The sequence below is a fragment of the Streptomyces sp. NBC_00234 genome (genome assembly GCF_036195325.1).
Lineage (GTDB): Bacteria > Actinomycetota > Actinomycetes > Streptomycetales > Streptomycetaceae > Streptomyces.
The window spans coordinates 1,891,476-1,908,974 of the sequence record NZ_CP108101.1 but is presented as its reverse complement, the minus strand read 5'-3'; the positions used below and the strand labels follow the sequence as shown (position 1 = coordinate 1,908,974).

15 protein-coding genes are annotated in these 17,499 nt (G+C 70.9%); 12 read left to right on the top strand and 3 right to left on the bottom strand.

What is annotated here, in order from left to right; all coding sequences use genetic code 11:
- Positions 1–54 precede the first annotated feature (54 nt).
- From OG230_RS08295 to OG230_RS08240, 12 genes are all read left to right on the top strand, one after another.
- Positions 55–984, top strand: a complete 930-nt coding sequence (locus OG230_RS08295; RefSeq protein ID WP_328909486.1) for a carbohydrate ABC transporter permease — start codon at positions 55–57, stop codon at positions 982–984.
- Positions 981–1,892: a carbohydrate ABC transporter permease gene (locus OG230_RS08290; protein WP_328909485.1), complete on the top strand. Its 912-nt coding sequence runs from the start codon at positions 981–983 to the stop codon at positions 1,890–1,892. The genes OG230_RS08295 and OG230_RS08290 overlap by 4 nt, the downstream gene beginning before the upstream one ends.
- 5 nt (positions 1,893–1,897) lie before the next feature.
- Positions 1,898–3,253 carry a pectate lyase family protein gene (locus tag OG230_RS08285; RefSeq protein ID WP_328909484.1) on the top strand — a complete coding sequence of 452 codons (1,356 nt, stop codon included), beginning with the start codon at positions 1,898–1,900 and terminating at the stop codon, positions 3,251–3,253.
- Positions 3,250–4,422 carry a Gfo/Idh/MocA family protein gene (locus tag OG230_RS08280; RefSeq protein ID WP_328909483.1) on the top strand — a complete coding sequence of 391 codons (1,173 nt, stop codon included), beginning with the start codon at positions 3,250–3,252 and terminating at the stop codon, positions 4,420–4,422. Before OG230_RS08285 ends, OG230_RS08280 begins: the two co-directional genes overlap by 4 nt.
- On the top strand, positions 4,419–5,246 hold the full coding sequence (locus tag OG230_RS08275) for a PmoA family protein (RefSeq protein ID WP_328909482.1): 828 nt from the start codon (positions 4,419–4,421) through the stop codon (positions 5,244–5,246). Before OG230_RS08280 ends, OG230_RS08275 begins: the two co-directional genes overlap by 4 nt.
- Complete coding sequence (locus OG230_RS08270; protein ID WP_328909481.1) at positions 5,243–6,787, top strand: glycoside hydrolase family 43 protein; 1,545 nt, start codon at positions 5,243–5,245, stop codon at positions 6,785–6,787. Before OG230_RS08275 ends, OG230_RS08270 begins: the two co-directional genes overlap by 4 nt.
- A 30-nt stretch (positions 6,788–6,817) precedes the next feature.
- Positions 6,818–8,839, top strand: coding sequence for a pectinesterase family protein (locus OG230_RS08265; protein WP_443051514.1), 2,022 nt, complete (start codon positions 6,818–6,820; stop codon positions 8,837–8,839).
- 57 nt (positions 8,840–8,896) lie between these two features.
- On the top strand, positions 8,897–10,231 hold the full coding sequence (locus tag OG230_RS08260; protein ID WP_328909479.1) for an ABC transporter substrate-binding protein: 1,335 nt from the start codon (positions 8,897–8,899) through the stop codon (positions 10,229–10,231).
- Positions 10,232–10,342: 111 nt separating this feature from the next.
- Positions 10,343–11,146: a rhamnogalacturonan acetylesterase gene (locus OG230_RS08255; RefSeq protein WP_328909478.1), complete on the top strand. Its 804-nt coding sequence runs from the start codon at positions 10,343–10,345 to the stop codon at positions 11,144–11,146.
- 23 nt (positions 11,147–11,169) lie between these two features.
- Positions 11,170–12,468, top strand: coding sequence for a pectate lyase family protein (locus tag OG230_RS08250; RefSeq protein WP_328909477.1), 1,299 nt, complete (start codon positions 11,170–11,172; stop codon positions 12,466–12,468).
- A 94-nt stretch (positions 12,469–12,562) separates the two neighbouring features.
- Positions 12,563–13,666: a pectinesterase family protein gene (locus OG230_RS08245; protein WP_328909476.1), complete on the top strand. Its 1,104-nt coding sequence runs from the start codon at positions 12,563–12,565 to the stop codon at positions 13,664–13,666.
- 125 nt (positions 13,667–13,791) lie between these two features.
- Positions 13,792–15,141 carry an aminopeptidase gene (locus tag OG230_RS08240; protein ID WP_328909475.1) on the top strand — a complete coding sequence of 450 codons (1,350 nt, stop codon included), beginning with the start codon at positions 13,792–13,794 and terminating at the stop codon, positions 15,139–15,141.
- A gap of 10 nt (positions 15,142–15,151) precedes the next feature.
- Here OG230_RS08240 and OG230_RS08235 read toward each other — a convergent pair whose 3' ends face one another.
- The 3 genes from OG230_RS08235 to OG230_RS08225 all read right to left on the bottom strand — a co-directional run bounded on the left by OG230_RS08235 (position 15,152) and on the right by OG230_RS08225 (position 17,258).
- Positions 15,152–15,865, bottom strand: a complete 714-nt coding sequence (locus OG230_RS08235; RefSeq protein ID WP_328909474.1) for a hypothetical protein — start codon at positions 15,863–15,865, stop codon at positions 15,152–15,154.
- Positions 15,865–16,431: a SigE family RNA polymerase sigma factor gene (locus OG230_RS08230; RefSeq protein WP_328909473.1), complete on the bottom strand. Its 567-nt coding sequence runs from the start codon at positions 16,429–16,431 to the stop codon at positions 15,865–15,867. Before OG230_RS08230 ends, OG230_RS08235 begins: the two co-directional genes overlap by 1 nt.
- A gap of 206 nt (positions 16,432–16,637) precedes the next feature.
- Positions 16,638–17,258 (bottom strand): helix-turn-helix transcriptional regulator, encoded by a 621-nt coding sequence (locus tag OG230_RS08225; protein WP_328911343.1) that lies wholly within the window; start codon positions 17,256–17,258, stop codon positions 16,638–16,640.
- Positions 17,259–17,499: the final 241 nt, after the last annotated feature.

The window sequence follows — 17,499 nt, the reverse complement described above, 5'->3', positions numbered from 1 at the left end:
CGCTTGCGCACTACACGCACCACACCCGCACACCGGAGAGAACGGAGACGTGTCATGGCCCAAGCCGCAGCCGTGGCCACACCGCCCAAGGTGCCCCGGCGCCGCTCGGCGAGCCCGCGCCGACTGCCCTACCTGCTGATCGCGCCCGCCGGGCTGCTGATGCTGGGCTTCATCGCCTACCCGGTGATCAGCGTCTTCTATTACAGCCTGCAGAACTACAACGTCACCAAGCCGTGGCGGAACGGCTTCGCCGGCTTCGACAACTTCACCCGCATCTTCACCGAGGACGACCAGTTCTGGACGACGCTCGGCTTCAGCGCCCAGTGGGTCGGTGTCCAGGTCTCGCTCCAGCTCGCGCTGGGCCTCGCCCTCGCGCTGATCGTGAACCAGAGCTTCATCGGCCGCGGCATCTCCCGCGCGATGGTCTTCTCGCCCTGGGCCGTCTCCGGCGTGCTCACCAGCACCATCTGGATCCTGCTCTACAACTCCTCGACCGGCTTCAGCCGTTACCTCGCGGACGCCGGAATCGGTGAGTACGGCACCTCGGTGCTCTCGGACACCGGAACCGTCTTCTGGGCCGCCACGGTCGCCGAACTCTGGCGCGGAGTCCCCTTCTTCGCCATCCTCATCCTCGCCGACCTCCAGTCCGTGTCGAAGGAGCTGTACGAGGCGGCATCGGTCGACGGCGCCGGCCGGATGCGGCAGTTCTTCCACATCACCCTGCCGCACCTGCGCGACGCGATCATCCTCTCCACCCTGCTGCGCGGGGTCTGGGAGTTCAACAACGTCGACCTGCTGTACACCCTCACCGGCGGCGGGCCGGCGGGCGAGACCACCACCCTGCCGCTCTACGTCGCCAACACCGGCATCGAGGGCCACGACTTCGGCTACGCCTCCGCGCTCACCACCGTCGCCTTCGTGATCCTCCTCTTCTGCTCGATCGTCTATCTGCGCCTGAGCAAGTTCGGAGGCGACCACAAGTGACTGCCGCACTCGCCGAGAAGCACACGGGCACGGCCCCGGAAACCGTACGCACCCCTCCGCCGCCCCCCGCGCGGCGCCGCCGCGGGCGTGAACGCGCCTTCGACGACGTACCGCGCTGGCAGATCTACGTGCCCCTGGGCATCTATCTGCTCTTCACCCTCATCCCGTTCTACTGGATGTTCCTCTTCGCCGTACGCCCCGCGGGCTCCACCTCGCTGGTGCCCTGGCCGATGACGGGCGAGCACTTCTCCAAGGTCTGGAACGAGCGCAGCTTCGCGGTCTTCTTCCAGAACAGCATGATCGTCGGGATCGCCACCCTGTTCACCACGACCCTGGTGGCCCTGGCCGGCGGCTACGCCCTGGCGCGCTTCGACTTCAAGATCAAGAACGCGTTCATGCTGGCGCTCCTCTGCTCCCAGTTCATCCCGGGCGCGCTGATGCTCGTACCGCTCTTCGAGATCTTCAAGAACCTCCAGATGATCAACTCCCTCGGGAGCGTCATCATCGCCGAGACGGTCTTCCAGCTGCCGCTCTCGATCATTCTGATCAGCGGCTTCATCAAGAACGTGCCCATGACGCTGGAGGAAGCCGCCTGGGTCGACGGCTGCTCGCGCTTCCGTGCCTTCTGCGCGGTCGTGCTCCCGCTGCTCAGGCCCGGACTGATCGCCGTCGGTTCCTTCGCCTTCGTCCACAGCTGGAACCACTTCCTGTTCGCCCTGATGTTCCTCAGCGAGCAGGACAAGCAGACGATCCCGGTCGGCCTGAACACGCTCATCGGCGCCGACAGCGTCGACCTGGGCGCGCTCGCCGCGGGCGGCGTCATCGCCGCCGTGCCCGTGGTGATCGTCTTCGCCTTCATCCAGAAGTGGCTGATCACCGGCTTCAGCGCCGGCGCAGTGAAGGGCTGACGCACATGACCGCATCCCCCAAGACCGCGGCGCAGCCGCGCACCGGACGCCGCGCCGTCGCCGCGCTCGTCCTGCTCGTCGGCTGCCTGGCCCTCCAGCCCGGAGCCGAGGCGGCCACCCCGGCCACGCCCGCGGCCCTCGCACCGGACCTGGGCCGGGAGGTCCTCGCGGCCGATGACGGCTGGGCCGCCGAGGGCGCGGGAACCACCGGCGGCTCGGCCGCCGACGACGCCCACGTCTTCACCGTGCGCAACCGGGCCCAGCTCGTCGCGGCCCTGGACGGCGGCAGCGCCGTACCGAAGATCATCCGCATCGCGGGGACCATCGACGCCAACACGGACGACCGGGGCCGCGAGCTCGGCTGCGCGGACTACGCCACCGACGGCTACGAGCTGCCGGCCTACCTCGCCGCGTACGACCCCCGCACCTGGGGCGGCGCGAAGCCCTCCGGACCGCAGGAGGAGGCCCGCCAGGCGTCCGCCGCCCGGCAGGCCGAACGCGTCGAACTGCGCATCGGCTCCAACACGACGCTCGTCGGCCTCGGCCGCACCGCCGTGCTCAGGGGCGCGAGCCTCCAGGTCAGGGACGCCGACAACGTCATCGTCCGCAATCTCGAACTCCGCGACGCCTACGACTGCTTCCCCGTCTGGCAGCCCAACACCGGTGGTCTCGGCGACTGGAAGACCGCGTACGACACCCTCTGGCTGCGCGGCGCCACCCATGTCTGGGTCGATCACGTCACCGCGAGCGACCGGGGCCATCCGGACGAGAAGGAACCCACCTACTTCGGCCGCAACTACCTGCGCCACGACGGGCTGCTGGACATCACCAACGGCTCCGACCTGGTCACCGTCTCCTGGAGCCGGTTCCAGGAGCACGACAAGGCCATCCTGATCGGCAACGGCGACACCGTCACCACCGACCGGGGCAAGCTGCGGGTCACCCTGCACCACAACGAGTTCGACGCCGTCGTGCAGCGTGCGCCGCGCGTCCGCTTCGGGCAGGTCCACCTCTACAACAACCGGTACGTCGTCCCGGAGGGCGCCGCCTACCGGTACTCCGTCGGCGTCTCCACCGAGTCCCGGATCGTCGCCGAGAACAACTCCTTCACCACCCCCGGTCACGTCGAGGCCGCCGATCTGCTGAAGAGCTGGAACGGCAGCGCGCTGGCGCAGAGCGGCAACGAGTTCAACGGCTTCCCCGTCGACCTGCTGGCCATCTACAACGCCTACAACTCCGGCAGCGAACGCGACCTCACCGCCGACGTCGGCTGGACTCCCGCCCTGCACGGACCGGTCGACAGCGCCGCCCGCGCCGCCACCGACGTGGCACGCGGCGCCGGAGCGGGGAGGGCCGGATGAGCACCGCCACCCCCCTCCCGATCGTCCTCGCGGGAGCCCGCGGCCACGGGCGCTGGCACCTCGCCAACATCCGCAGCCTCCAGGACCAGGGCCTCGTCAGGCTCGCCGGGATCTGCGAGCTGAGCCCGCTCGGCCCTGCCGAACTCGACGCCTTCGCCGGGGAACTCCCGGAGCAGTCGGCCGACTTCGGGGCACTCCTCGACTCCACCGGTGCCCGCGCCGCCGTCATCTGCACCCCGATCCAGACCCACACCGAGCTGGCACTCACCGCCGCGGCCCGCGGCGTCCACCTCCTCCTGGAGAAGCCGCCCGCCGCCACGTACGCCGACTACACACGGATGGCCGACGGCGTACGGGAAGCCGGCGTCGCCTGCCAGATCGGCTTCCAGTCCTTCGGCTCGCACGCCGTCCCCGCCATCCGGGAACTCGTCCGCACGGGCGCGATCGGCACCGTCCAGGGCTTCGGCGCCGCCGGTGCCTGGGTCCGTGACGACGCCTACTACCGGCGGGCGCCCTGGGCCGGACGTCGCAGGATCGGTGACACCGACGTGGTCGACGGGGTCCTCACTAACCCCCTCGCCCACGCCGTCGCCACCGCGCTCGCCCTCGCGGGCGACGGGACCGCCGAGGAGGTGGCGGCCATCGAGACCCAGCTGTTCCGGGCCAACGACATCGAGGCCGACGACACCTCCTGCCTCCGCATCACCACCACGGGGGGAGTGCCGGTCACCGTCGCCGTCACCCTCTGCGCCGAACGGGCCGACGAACCGTATGTGATCGTCCACGGCGACCGCGGGCGGATCACCTTCTGGTACAAGCAGGACCGCGTCCTCGTCCAGCGCGCGGGCCGCGGCCCCGAGGAAGTCGTGCACGGAAGGACCGACCTCCTGCGGAACCTGGTCGACCACCTCGCCCACGGCACCGCGCTCCTCGTCCCCCCGCACCGCACCGGCGCGTTCATGCGCGTCGTGGAGGCCGTGCGCACCGCCCCCGAACCCACCGCGCTGCCCGCCGACGCCTGGTACACCGAACCGGCCACGGCCGCCACGGGCCGACGGCGGATCGTGCGCGGCATCGACGCACTGGTCGCCGCGGGCGCCGACACCCTCACCCTCTTCTCCGAACTCGGCGCCCCCTGGGCGCAACCCAGCGAGGTGAGTACACCGTGACCACCGCACTCCTCAGCTGCGCCGGCCGGCCCGTCGGCCGCTACAGCCACCTGCCCGCCGCCCACGACGGCCGCCCCTACCTCCACCCCGTCACCACCCTGTCCGGCACCCCCGTCACCGAGGAACGGCCCGCCGACCACATCCACCACCTCGGCGCCTCCGTCGCCGTGCCCGACGTGGCGGGCTACAACTTCTGGGGCGGACGTACCTTCGTCCGCGACCAGGGACCCACCGAACTCGACAACCACGGGGTGCAGCGCCACCTCGGCTGGAAACTCCGCGACCCGGACGGCTTCGTGGAGGAGCTCAGCTGGGAGGCCGACGGCACCGAACTGCTGCGCGAGCACCGCACGGTCGCCGTCACCGAGCTCTCCGACACCGCCTGGGCGCTGGACTTCTCCTTCTCCCTCACCAACCGGGGGACCACCGGTCTCTCCATCGGCAGCCCCGCGACCAACGGCCGCCCCGGTGCCGGATACGGCGGCTTCTTCTGGCGCGCGCCCAAGGAGCCCGCCGCCCCCGCCGTGTTCAGCGCCGACCGGGACGGCGAGGAAGCCGTGCACGGCAGCACCTCCGACTGGCTGGCCCTCGCGGGGGACGGCTGGACCCTGGTCTTCGCCGGGGCGACCGAGGAGACCCGGCGCGACCCCTGGTTCGTCCGGAGCACCGAGTACCCCGGGGTGGGCTCCTCCCTCGCCGCCGACCGGCGGCTGACCGTCGCCGCGGGAGCCACCGTCGTACGCCGGGTCGTCACCGTCGTCGCCGACGGGACCCTCGACCGCGACACCGCCGAGGCGTACGTCCGCAAGGTCGTGACGGCATGAGCGGCCCGTCGAGGCTCCGCTCCGCCGACCTCGGCGACGGCACGTACCGCAACCCCGTGCTGCACGCCGACTGGTCCGACCCGGATGTCGTGCGCGACGGGGAGGACTACTACCTGACCGCGTCCAGCTTCGGCCGGGCCCCCGGGCTGCCCCTCCTGCACTCCCGTGACCTGGTCAACTGGACCCTCATCGGGCACGCCCTGGAGCACCTCGAACCGGCCGCCGAATTCGCCGTACCGCGCCACGACTGCGGAGTGTGGGCGCCCTCCCTGCGCCACCACGCGGGTCGGTTCTGGATCTTCTGGGGCGACCCCGACCACGGCATCCAGCAGATCAGTGCCGAGGACATCCGGGGGCCGTGGACCGCACCGCACCTCCTCAAGGCCGGCAAGGGGCTGATCGACGCCTGCCCGCTGTGGGACGAGGAGACCGGCGAGGCGTACCTCGTGCACGCCTGGGCCAAGTCCCGGTCCGGGATCAAGAACCGGCTCACCGGCCACCGGATGAGCCCCGACGGGCGCGAACTGCTCGACGAGGGCAAGACGCTGGTGGACGCCGACCGGATTCCCGGCTGGTTCACCCTCGAGGGCCCCAAGCTCTACCGCCACGACGGACACTTCTGGATCTTCGCCCCGGCCGGCGGGGTGGAGACCGGCTGGCAGGGCGCGTTCCGGTCGCGGGACTTCTTCGGCCCGTACGAGGAGCGCGTCGTCCTCGCCCAGGGCCGTACCCCGGTCAACGGACCGCACCAGGGCGGCTGGGTGCGTACGGCGCAGGGCGAGGACTGGTTCCTGCACTTCCAGGCCAAGGGAGCGTACGGGCGCGTCGTCCACCTCCAGCCGATGGGCTGGGACGACGAGGGCTGGCCCGTCATCGGGGACGCGGGCGAACCCGTCTCCGTGCACACCAAGCCCCTCGCCCCCGCACAGCCGCCCGAAGCACCCGCCTTCGACGACGACTTCCCCGGCGGGCGCTTCGGCCGCCAGTGGCAGTGGACGGCAGCCCCCCGGTCGGGCTGGACGGTCGAGCACGCCGACGACGGACTGCGCCTCAGCTGCGTACGGACCGCGTACGCCCACGACCTGCGGGCCCTGCCCAACGTGCTGGTCCAGCGCCTGCCCGCCGAGACGTTCACCGTCGAGACGGGTCTCGCGCTGAACAGCGACGAGCCGGGCACCAAGGCCGGACTCGCCGTACTGGGCGACGCGTTCAGCTGGATCGGCCTGGAGGCGGGGGCCGACGGTGCGCCGCGGCTGGTGCACCGGTACGCCGAGACCGTCGCCGAACACGAACGCGACGCCGAGCACCCCCGCCCCGCCCCGGAGGGCCGCGTCCGCCTCCGTGTCGAGGTCACGGCCGGCGCCCGCTGCCGCTTCTTCGCGGACACCGGCGACGGCGAGGGCTTCCGCCCCTCCGGGCAGGTCTTCGCGGCGACGCCCTGGCGCTGGGTCGGCGCCCTCCTCGGACTGTTCGCCACCGCGCCGGCCGGGTCGGGACCCGCCGGAACGGCCGACTTCACCGCCTTCCGCACCGCGGACTGAACCTCCGCCCACACATCTGCCACCGCCTGTATGGGAGCCGCAACGATGCACCTCCGTACCAAGCGCACCAGAGCCGGTACCTTCGCCACGGGCGTCGCCCTGGCCGCCGCCCTCCTCGTGCCGAGCGCACCGGGACCGGCCGCCGCGGCGGCCGTCACCGGTGCGCGGGACTCCGCGGACCACCGCACCTGGTCCGACACCCCGCACGGCTTCGCCTCCCTCGCGGGCGGGACCACCGGGGGACTCGGCGGCAAGGTGGTCACCGTCTCCACCCAGTCGGACCTGGTGAGGTACGCCGGGGCCGAGGGGCCCTACATCATCCGGGTCGCGGGCTCCATCGCCGTCGAGCCCTTCGGCGGCGACATCGACGTGACCTCCGACAAGACCATCGTCGGTGTCGGCGACACGGCCGAGATCGTCCACGGCGAGCTGCATCTGAACCCCGGCACCAGCAACGTCGTCATCCGCAACCTCACCATCCGCGACTCGTACGTCGAGGGCGACTGGGACGGCAAGACCACCGACTTCGACGCCATCCAGATGGACTCGGTCGACCACGTCTGGATCGACCACAACCGCCTCACGCACATGGGCGACGGGCTCCTCGACATCCGCAAGGACAGCGAGTACGTCACCGTCTCCTACAACCACTTCGACACCCACAACAAGGCGCTCGGCATCGGCTGGACCACGAACGTCAAGACGCAGATCACCATCGACCACAACTGGTTCAGCGGGACCAAGCAGCGCAACCCGTCGGCCGACAACTGCGCCTACGCCCACCTCTACAACAACTACCTCTCCGCGCAGGTCGCGGACGGGGACCCGGTGTGGACGTACGGCAACTGGGCCCGCGGCGCCACGAAGATGGTCATCGAGAACAGCTACTACGAGGACGTCCAGCACCCCTACCAGGCCGACGCCACCGCCGAACTGGTCCAGCGGGGCTCGATCCTGGAGAACACCACCGGGCGCACCGACGCCTGGGGCGCCGCCTTCGAGCCGCGCGACTTCTACCCGTACACCCTGGACCCTGCCGCCGACGTCCCGAAGCTGGTCACCCGCTACTCGGGGCCGCAGAAGAACATCGGCACCGACACGCTCCTGCGGGTCCCGGCCCACTACCCGACGGTGCAGGCGGCCGTCGACGCGGTGCCCGCGGGCAACGACGGACGGATCACGGTCCGGCTCGCCCCCGGCACGTACCGCGAGCACGTGAGGATCGGGAGGAACCAGCCGTACGTCTCCCTCGTCGGCACCGGTGCGCGCCGCTCCGACACCCTCGTCGTCTTCAATACCCCGGCCGGTGAGCTCAAGCCCGACGGCACCACCCAGGGCTCGTGGGGCAGCGCGACCCTGGTCGTCGAAGGGCACGACTTCACCGCCCGCAACCTCACCTTCTCCAACGACTTCGACGAGGCGGCCGTCGAGCTGAACGGCGAGCAGGCCCTCGCCGTGAAGACCACGGGAGACCGGCTGACCTTCACGGACACCGGCTTCCTGGGCAACCAGGACACCCTGATGACCGACACGCCCACCCTCACCCAGAAGGCCCGCGTCTACATCCGGGACTCCTACATCGAGGGCGACGTCGACTTCGTCTACGGGCGCGCCACCACCGTGGTCGAACGCTCCGTGATCAAGGCGCTCAGCCGCGGCTCGGACACCAACAACGGCTACATCACGGCCGCTTCGACCTGGAAGGAGAACCCGTACGGCTTCCTGATCGTCCGGAGCCGGATCATCAGCGACGCCCCCGCGGACTCCTTCCACCTCGGCCGGCCCTGGCACCCGGGCGGCAACCCCGACGCGATCGGCCAGGTCCTCGTCCGCGAGACGCTGCTGCCCGCCGCGATCAAGGCGAGCCCCTGGACCGACATGAGCGGCTTCCCCTGGCAGGAGGCGCGGTTCGCCGAGTACCGGACGTACGGCCCGGGCGCCGCCGTCACCGCGGACCGTCCGCAGCTTCCGGCGCAGGACGCCGCACACCACGACGTGGCCGACTACCTCGCGGGCGAGGACGGTTGGACCCCCCACCGCACGCAGTACTGACACTCCCTTCCCCCCGAACGACAGCACAACGACCGAACCGAGAGAGAAGAGCCGACCATGAACATCTCGAAGACGTACCGGGGGCGCGCCGCGGCAGCGGTCTCCCTCACGGCAGTGCTCGCGCTGACGGCCACGGCCTGCGGTGACGACGGCAGCACCTCCGGGAAAGAGGGCAGCGGCAAGGGCGAGATCACTTTCTGGGACAACAACGGTGGCCCGCGTACCGCCGTCTGGACCGAGATCATCAAGGACTTCGAGAAGAAGTACCCGGACATCGACGTCAAGTACGTCCCGATCCCGATCGCGGACGTGCAGTCCAAGTACGACACGGCGATAGCGGGCGGCGGGCTGCCGGACGTCGGTGGCGTCGGCACCGCGTACCTCTCCAACATCGTCTCGCAGGAGGCGCTGGAGCCGGTCCAGGACCGGATCAAGGAATCCGCCCTGGACGGCAAGCTCGTCGAGTCCATGGTCGCCAGCGTCAAGGTCGCGGGCGGCCGGGGCGAGGACATGTACTCCGTGCCGACCTCCGCGAACAACGGAACGACCTGGTACCGCACCGACCTCTTCAAGGCAGCCGGCCTGGAGGCGCCCACCACCTGGGCGAAGTTCTACGAGGCGGCCGAGGCGCTGACCGACTCCAAGGACAACAAGTTCGGCTACACCATCCGCGGCGGCGCGGGCTCCATCGCCCAGGCCATCGACGCATCGTACGGACAGTCGGGCATCACGGAGTTCTGGGACGGCGACAAGACGACCCTGAACGACCCGAAGAACGTCGCCGCGCTGGAGAAGTACGCCGGCCTCTTCAAGAAGACGACACCGTCGGCCGACGTCAACAACGACTTCACCAAGATGGTCGCGCAGTGGGACACCGGCACCATCGGGATGCTCAGCCACAACCTCGGCTCCTACCAGGACCACCTGAAGGCGCTGGGTCCGGACAAGTTCGCCGGTATCCCCAACCCGCTGGGTGACAGCGGCCAGCGGGTGCAGGTCTCCAACCCCGTCGACGGGCTGGGCCTGTTCCGGGCGAGCAAGAACAAGACGGCGGCCTGGAAGTTCATCGAGTTCGCGGCCTCGCACGAGTCCAACAGCAAGTGGAACGAGGCGGCCGGCGCCATCCCCGCCAACACCGAGGCGGCGAAGGACCCCTGGATCGCCGCTTCCGAGCCGACCGCGCTCGGCGCGAAGGCCCTGACCGACGGCTCGACCACGATCGTGCAGCTGCCGTACTACCTGCCCGACTGGAACAACATCAGCAAGGCCGACAACGAGCCGGAGTTCCAGAAGCTGCTCCTCGGCAAGGTCACGGCCAAGGCGTTCCTCGACAAGATCGCCGATGAGCTGAACGCCGCCCAGAAGGAGTGGAAGGAGCTGGGCAACGGCTGACCGGGCCGCCCCTGTTCCCCCTGACCCGGGACCGGCGGTGGTACGGGTCGCGCCCCGCCGCCGGTCCCGCTCCAACCGGAACCACCCTCCCCCGAGAGAGGCAGTCCCCCCATGTCCCTCACCCGCCGACGTACGGCAGCCGCGCTCCTCGCGCTGCCCGTCGCCTTCGCCGCCACCCCCGCCTTCGCCGAGAGCAGCAGCGGCGGCGGCCGGCCCAGGCCGCGGACCCTGCACATCGCGGGCGACTCCACCGCCGCCCAGAAGTACGCCGACGCCGCACCCGAGACCGGCTGGGGCATGGCCCTGCCCTTCTTCCTCGGCCACGGCGTCGACATCGCCAACCACGCGGTGAACGGCCGTAGTTCGAAGAGCTTCATCGACGAGGGGCGCCTCGCCGTGCTTCTGGAGGGCGTCCGCGAGGGCGACCTCGTGCTCATCCAGTTCGGGCACAACGACGAGAAGAGCGCCGACCCGACCCGGTACACGGAGCCCTGGTCGACGTATCAGGAGTACCTGCGGCAGTACATCGAGGGCGCGCGGGCCCGTGGCGGGCTGCCCGTCCTCGCGACCCCCGTCGAGCGCCGGAAGTTCGACGCGAGCGGTACGGCCCTGCCCAGCCACGGCGAGTATCCCGCGGCGATGCGGGCGCTGGCCGAGGAGGAGGACGTGGCGCTGCTCGACGTCCAGGCCCTGTCGATCGCCCTCTGGCAGAAGCTCGGCGTCGAAGAGACCAAGACGTACTTCAACTGGACCGCGACCGAGCAGGACAACACCCACTTCAACCCGCCGGGCGCGATCGCCGTGGCCCGCCTCGTCGCGACCGGGCTGCTGGACCACCGCGCGCTCGACGCGCGCGAGGTACGCCGCCTGGACGACGAGATCCCCGAGTCCTGGATCACCTGGCCCCAAGCCTGAACCGCACGAAGGAGAGCCGCACAATGAGAACCCCGACATGTCATGGGCGCGTCATAACTACGCTCGTCGGCTGCACCGCCCTGGTCCTGGCCGCCACCGGAACCGCCCAGGCGGCGAGCCACCCCGACCTCGGCCGCCAGACCCTCGCCGCCCACGACGGCTGGGCCTCCGAGGGCACCGGCACCACCGGCGGCTCCGCCGCCGACGCCGACCACGTCTTCACCGTGACCACCTGGGACGAGTTCAGGGCCGCGCTCACCGCCGCCGCCGGCGCCCCGTCCGTCATCAAGGTCAAGGGCACCATCGACGCCACCTCGCAGGGCTGCGCGTCCTTCGAGGCACCGGGCTACGACTTCGACCAGTACCTCGCCGACTACGACCCGGCGGTCTGGGGCCTCGACGCCCCCCTCACCGGCGAGCAGGAGGAGCTGCGGGCCGCGTCCGCGGACAACCAGAAGCTGGGCATCATGGCGTTCGTCCCCGCCGACACCACCATCGTGGGCGTGGGCAGGGACGCCGGGATCAGGGGCGCCAGCCTCCAGATCAAGGGCGTCGAGAACGTCATCGTCCGCAACCTCACCATCGAGGCCCCGCTGGACTGCTTCCCCGCCTGGGACCCGACCGACGGGGAGACCGGCGCCTGGAACTCCGAGTACGACGCGGTGGTGGTCTACGGCTCCCGGCACGTCTGGGTCGACCACAACACCCTCACCGACGGCCGCTACCCGGACTCCACGCTCCCCTCGTACTTCGGCGAGATCTACCAGCAGCACGACGGCCTCCTGGACATCGTCCGCGGCGCCGACCTGGTGACCGCCTCGTGGAACGTCCTCGCCGACCACGACAAGACCCTCATGATCGGCAACAGCGACAGCGCGGGCGCCGACGACCGGGACAAGCTGCGCGTCACCCTCCACCACAACCACTTCGACGGAGTCGTCGAGCGCGCCCCGCGCGTCCGCTTCGGCAAGGTCGACGCCTACAACAACCACTTCACGGTCACCGCGGGCCAGAAGTACGGCTACTCCTTCGGCATCGGCATCGAGTCCCGACTGGTGGCGGAGAAGAACTCCTTCACCCTGCCCGCCTCGGTGCAGGCGGGCACGATCCTCAAGAAGTGGAAGGAGGCCCCCCTGACGGCCTCCGGCAACTACGTCAACGGGGCCGCCACCGACCTCGTCGCCGTCCACAACGCGCAGTACCCCGCCGAGCAGCTCGCCTCCGGCGCCGGCTGGACGCCCGAACTCCGCACCAAGGTCAACGACCCGCGCGCCCTGCCCGGTCTCGTCGGCAGGAACGCCGGAGCAGGCAACCTCTGCTGACCCGCTCGTCCACGCCGGGGCGGACCGGCCCTGCCACCTGCGCCGCCCGCCCCGGCCCCTCCCGTTCCAGCGCAGCAACGGAGGTACCTCCCGCATGACCTCGTACGCCCCCCTCGCCCGCCGCTCCTTCCTCGCGGGCGCGCTCGCCACCGCCGGAATCGCCCTCGCTCCCCGGGCGTTCGCCGCGGAAGCGGCCCCCTTCGGCCGGTACGGATCGCCGTCCGCCCGTCCCACCGCGCGGACCCGCTACGTCGATCCGCTCGGCCGCGGCGACCACACCACCGTCCAGGCGGCGGTCGACGCGGTCTCGGGCACCGGCGCCACGCTCGTCCTGGCCCCCGCCGTGTACCGCGAGACCGTCTCCGTGACCGAGGCCCGCGCCGGCCTGACCCTGATCGGGGCGAGCGAGGACCCGCGCGACACGGTCATCGTGTACGACAACGCGGCCGGCACCCCGCGGCCCGACGGCTCCGGCACGTACGGGACCAGCGGATCGGCCACCACCACGGTCCGGGCCGCGGACTTCACCGCCCACCGGATCACCTTCGCCAACGACTGGCTGCGCGCGGACCACCCGGAGATCTCCGGCACCCAGGCCGTCGCCATCAAGGTCATGGGCGACCGCTCGGCGTTCCACCACTGCCGCTTCCTCGGCCACCAGGACACCCTGTACTCCGACACCCTCTCGCTGTCCGTCTTCGCCCGGCACTACTTCGCGCACTGCTACGCCGAGGGCGACGTCGACTTCGTCTTCGGCCGCGCGACCAGCGTCTTCGAGCACTGCCGCTTCCACGCCCTGGACCGGGACGTCGACTTCACCCCGGAAGGCATGGTCTTCGCCCCGTCCACCGCCCGCGCCAACCCCTACGGCTATCTGGCGGTGCGCTCCCGCTTCACCAGTGGCGCGGAGGACGCGGCCTACAAACTGGCCAGGCCATGGGTGCCGAGTTCCGACCCCACCGCCTGGCCGTCCCTCGTCGTACGCGATTCGGTCATCGGGGCGGGCACCGACGCCGCCGCCCCGTACACCAACATGTCGTCCGGCTACCCGTGGCAGGACCAGCGCTTCGCCGAGTACGCCAACACCGGCCCCGGGGCCCGCGTCCCGGTCCCCGAGAACCGTCCCCAGCTCACCCCGGAACAGGCGGGCCTGCACACCCGCGCCGCGTACCTGGGGGACTGGCGCCCGTACTGCTGAGCGCCGGCGGGCGCGCGAAAGTCCAAGAGTTCCCCCTCACGCGGGTGATCACAGGGGAACGGCCGCCGCGTACTGTGCTGCGCGACTCACCCGTCACCCAACACCCGTTACGAGGGGGACTCTTCGTGCGCACGATCGCTACCACCGCGCTTGTCTTCGCCGGTGTCATATCCGCGGCCACCGCCGTGCCCGCCACTGCCGCACCCGACACCGGGACGGCCTCCGCTCCCGCCTCCTCCTCCTCGGTGCAGAGCACCGACATCAGGGAGCAGCTGGAGGCGACCCCCGGGCTGACCGTCACCTCGGTCGCCGACAAGGGCGGATACCCCCTCTACTCGCTCACCATCACGCAGCCCGTCGACCACACCGACCCGGCCCGCGGCACCTTCGAGCAGCGCTTCACGCTCTGGCACAAGGACGCGACGAGACCGATGGTCCACTACACCGGCGGCTACGGCCTCTCCTCCGGCACGCGCGAGATCACGAACATCCTCGACGCCAACCAGGTCAGCGTCGAGCACCGCTACTTCAACGTCTCGCGCCCTGCCGCCTACGACTGGGACGACGTCACCGTCTGGCAGGAGGCCAGCGACGAGCACGCCATCGTCGAGGCGCTGAAGCCGATCTACCGGGCCAAGTGGCTGGGTACCGGCGCCAGCAAGGGCGGCATGACCCAGACGTACCACGAGCGCTACTACCCGCAGGACCTGGACGCCGTCGTCGCGTACGTCGCGCCCAACGACGCCAACAACCGTGACGACAGCGGCTACGAGAACTTCTTCGCCACCGTCGGCACCCCGGAGTGCCGGGCCCGCCTCAACGCCGTACAGCGCGAGATGCTGGTGCGGCGCGAGGCGATGCTGGCGAGGTTCGAGGCCACCGCCCGCGAGGAGGGCTACACCTTCGAGTATCTCGGCGGCGCCGACCGCGCCTTCGAGTTCTCCGTCCTCGACCAGGTGTGGAACTTCTGGCAGAGCGGCAGCTACACCAACTGCCCCACCATCCCCGACGCGAAGACGGCCGGTGACGACGAGCTGTACGCCTGGTCGCTCGCCAACGGCCTTTCCGTCTACTCCGACCAGGGGCAGGGCGCCGAGGGCAGCGGACCGTACTACCGGCAGGCGGCCTCCCAGCTCGGCTGGGCGGACCTGAAGTTCAAGCACCTCAAGGACGTGCGCGACTACCCGGACATCTACCAGCCGAACTCGGTCCTGCCCTCGGACATGGAGACCTCCTACGACGGCCGGACGATGCGGGACGTCGACAGCTGGGTCAGGACGCGCGGCGAGCGGATGATGTTCGTCTACGGCCAGAACGACCCGTGGAGCGCCGAACGCTTCAAGCCCAGCAAGCACGACTCGCACCTCTACGTGGCGCCCAACTCCAACCACGGCGCGCTGATCTCGAAGCTGACGCCCGAGGAGCGCGACGAGGCGACGGCCACCGTCAAGCGCTGGGCCGCCCCCTCGGCGTAACCCGGACCGCTCAGTGGGCGGGGGCGAAGTCCCCGCCCACCACGGCCCGCCCGCCGGACGCGCGGGCGCGGGCCGTGTAGTCGTCGTCCCCGGCGTCCCGGGCGCCCTCGGCGTGGTTGTACTGGCCCGCGAACGTGTGCGTACCGGCACGCACGGTCCGCCCCGGCTTCAGGGACCAGCGGTAGACGAGGAAACCGCCCTCCTCCCGTGCCGAGGCGGCGAAGTCCTCCTCCGGGAGGGAACGCCAGGAACCGGTGGTGTTCACCCCGCCCGTCAGCGCGATCCGGAGTTCGACCGTGAGCTCCGAGAGCGGCTCCCCGGTCTTCACCGTCACCTCGCTCTGCGCCCAGAAGCGGTTGCTGTGCGGGTCCACCGAGCCGTCCGACCAGAGAGGCCCGTCCCCGGCCGGCAGCGCACGGCCCCGCTCGGGCGCGTTCGACGGGGCGGCCGGCGCCGGCGGTCCCGCCACCCGCTGCGCGTTCCCCTCCTCGCGGACCGCGGAGGTGACCGCGAGCGTGCCCGCGGCGAGCACCCCGCACACCGCCACCGTCGCTCCCACGACCCGCAGCCAGGGCATCGGGGCACCCGCGGTACGCCGGGTCCGTCCGGCGCGGGCCGGAGCTTCCCGCACCATCCCGCGCTCCACCCGGGCCAGCATGCGTTCCCTGTCCGGCTGGTGGGCCAGTGCCGCGTCCCGAAGCCGTTGTCGCAGCTCGTCGTCCATCAGATCCTTCCTTCGCCGCGCTGCGCCGCAACGGCCACCCGCACCTGCTCGGCGCCGCCGTCCGGGCCGAGCACCTTCTGCAGCTCCGCGACACCGCGCGAGGTCTGGCTCTTCACCGTGCCGACGGATATCCCGAGGACCAGCGAGGTGTCGCGCTCCGACAGGTCGAAGGCGTGCCGCAGCACCACGCACGCCCTTTTGCGGAACGGCAGTCGGCGCAGCGCTTCCTGGACGTCGACGACCGCCGGCACATCGGGGTCGTCCACCGCCTGCCCGTCCCCGCGCGGCGACCAGAACAGGGCGACCCTGCGGCGCTCCCGCACCGCGCTGCGTATCCGGGTGCGGGCCAGGTTGGCGACGACTCCCCGCGCGTACGCCGCCGGGTGGTCGGCGGCCCTCACCCGGTCCCAGCGGTGCCAGAGCGCCATCAGCGCGTCCGCCGCCAGATCGTCCGCGGCATCGGCCTCGCCGGTCAACAGATGGGCCAGCCGGGCCAGTTCGGCGTAGTGCGCCTCGAAGAACTCATGGAACTCGGCGGCAGCGGCATCGTCGACGGATGTGCCCACGGGTACCTCTCTCTGCGGTCGAATCCCGGTCGGTGCGGCTTCCGGTCGTGTACGTTCCCCGGACCACCCGCGGGGAGCAGGCGGGGCGAGAGCGTACCAGCGCACGCCGGAAGCGCTTCGACGCGGGTGTACGACCCCAGTAAGGCGTAACACCGCGAAAACGTGAACCCCGGGGACGGAGACCGGCCGCCCGCGGGCGCCGCCGCTCAGTGGGCGGGCGGGAACTTCGACCAGAAGTGGTCCAGGATCTCCTCCAGGTAGCGCAGACCCGCCTCGCCGGAGGCGGACGAGCCGCCCGCCCTGCTCAGGGTCGCCGTCATCAGGGCCTGGTACTCCTGGTGCATCTCGCGCAACGGGCCCGACAGTGCGCGGCGGTCCGCGGACAGCAGCCGGGCGATCGCGCGGGTGTGGGCCTGCCAGCGGGTACCGACGGCGTCGTGCAGCAGCTGCGACAGTTCCCCGTCCAGTCCGGTCACGGTGATGAAGTCCCTAGGGCTCAGGGAGAGGACCGCCGCGAGTGCCGCGGTCTGGCGGCTGGTGCCGGTCCACTCCCCGGTCGACTCCATGTGCTGGTAGGCGTGGACGTCCAGGCCCGTGGAGCGGGCCATGTCCTCAAGGGCGAGCCCGCGTGCGAGGCGGTGCTCCCGCAAGGTCCGTGGAGCCCCGATGAGTTCGCTCGGCGAACACCACAACGCCCCTGCTAACGCCGCGAGTTCGGGAGCGGAGGGGAGCGCGGTGCCGCGCTCCCAGGCGCTGATGTGGTCCGAGGTGATGTGGGTCATCCCGTAGGAGGCCCGCATGCCGTGGGCCACGTGCCCGGGAGCCATTCCCAGGCTTTCGCGCAGCACCCGGGCGGCGCGGGAGTTGAAGGGGGGTGCTGGTTCCGCTGAGGAGGGCTGATGCACCGCCACAGGGTAGGGCGTGGATTTCATGTGTGCGATCGCACGTATGGGCAGTTTCCGGATTTCATCGGAATGGCTCGCTCAATTCTGTAGGAAGCGACAGGACAAGGCTCTGGAGTGCGGCATCCCGAAGTGTCTTGATCGCTTTGAACTGGTAACGCGAGCA

Bases quoted from the DNA above. Each gene is read 5' to 3' on its own strand.
- OG230_RS08295 (WP_328909486.1), top strand. From the start codon at position 55: ATGGCCCAAGCCGCAGCCGTGGCCACACCGCCCAAGGTGCCCCGGCGC.
- OG230_RS08285 (WP_328909484.1), top strand. From the start codon at position 1,898: ATGACCGCATCCCCCAAGACCGCGGCGCAGCCGCGCACCGGACGCCGC.
- OG230_RS08280 (WP_328909483.1), top strand. From the start codon at position 3,250: ATGAGCACCGCCACCCCCCTCCCGATCGTCCTCGCGGGAGCCCGCGGC.
- OG230_RS08270 (WP_328909481.1), top strand. From the start codon at position 5,243: ATGAGCGGCCCGTCGAGGCTCCGCTCCGCCGACCTCGGCGACGGCACG.
- OG230_RS08265 (WP_443051514.1), top strand. From the start codon at position 6,818: ATGGGAGCCGCAACGATGCACCTCCGTACCAAGCGCACCAGAGCCGGT.
- OG230_RS08260 (WP_328909479.1), top strand. From the start codon at position 8,897: ATGAACATCTCGAAGACGTACCGGGGGCGCGCCGCGGCAGCGGTCTCC.
- OG230_RS08255 (WP_328909478.1), top strand. From the start codon at position 10,343: ATGTCCCTCACCCGCCGACGTACGGCAGCCGCGCTCCTCGCGCTGCCC.
- OG230_RS08250 (WP_328909477.1), top strand. From the start codon at position 11,170: ATGAGAACCCCGACATGTCATGGGCGCGTCATAACTACGCTCGTCGGC.
- OG230_RS08245 (WP_328909476.1), top strand. From the start codon at position 12,563: ATGACCTCGTACGCCCCCCTCGCCCGCCGCTCCTTCCTCGCGGGCGCG.
- OG230_RS08235 (WP_328909474.1), bottom strand. From the start codon at position 15,865: ATGGACGACGAGCTGCGACAACGGCTTCGGGACGCGGCACTGGCCCAC.
- OG230_RS08225 (WP_328911343.1), bottom strand. From the start codon at position 17,258: ATGGCTCCCGGGCACGTGGCCCACGGCATGCGGGCCTCCTACGGGATG.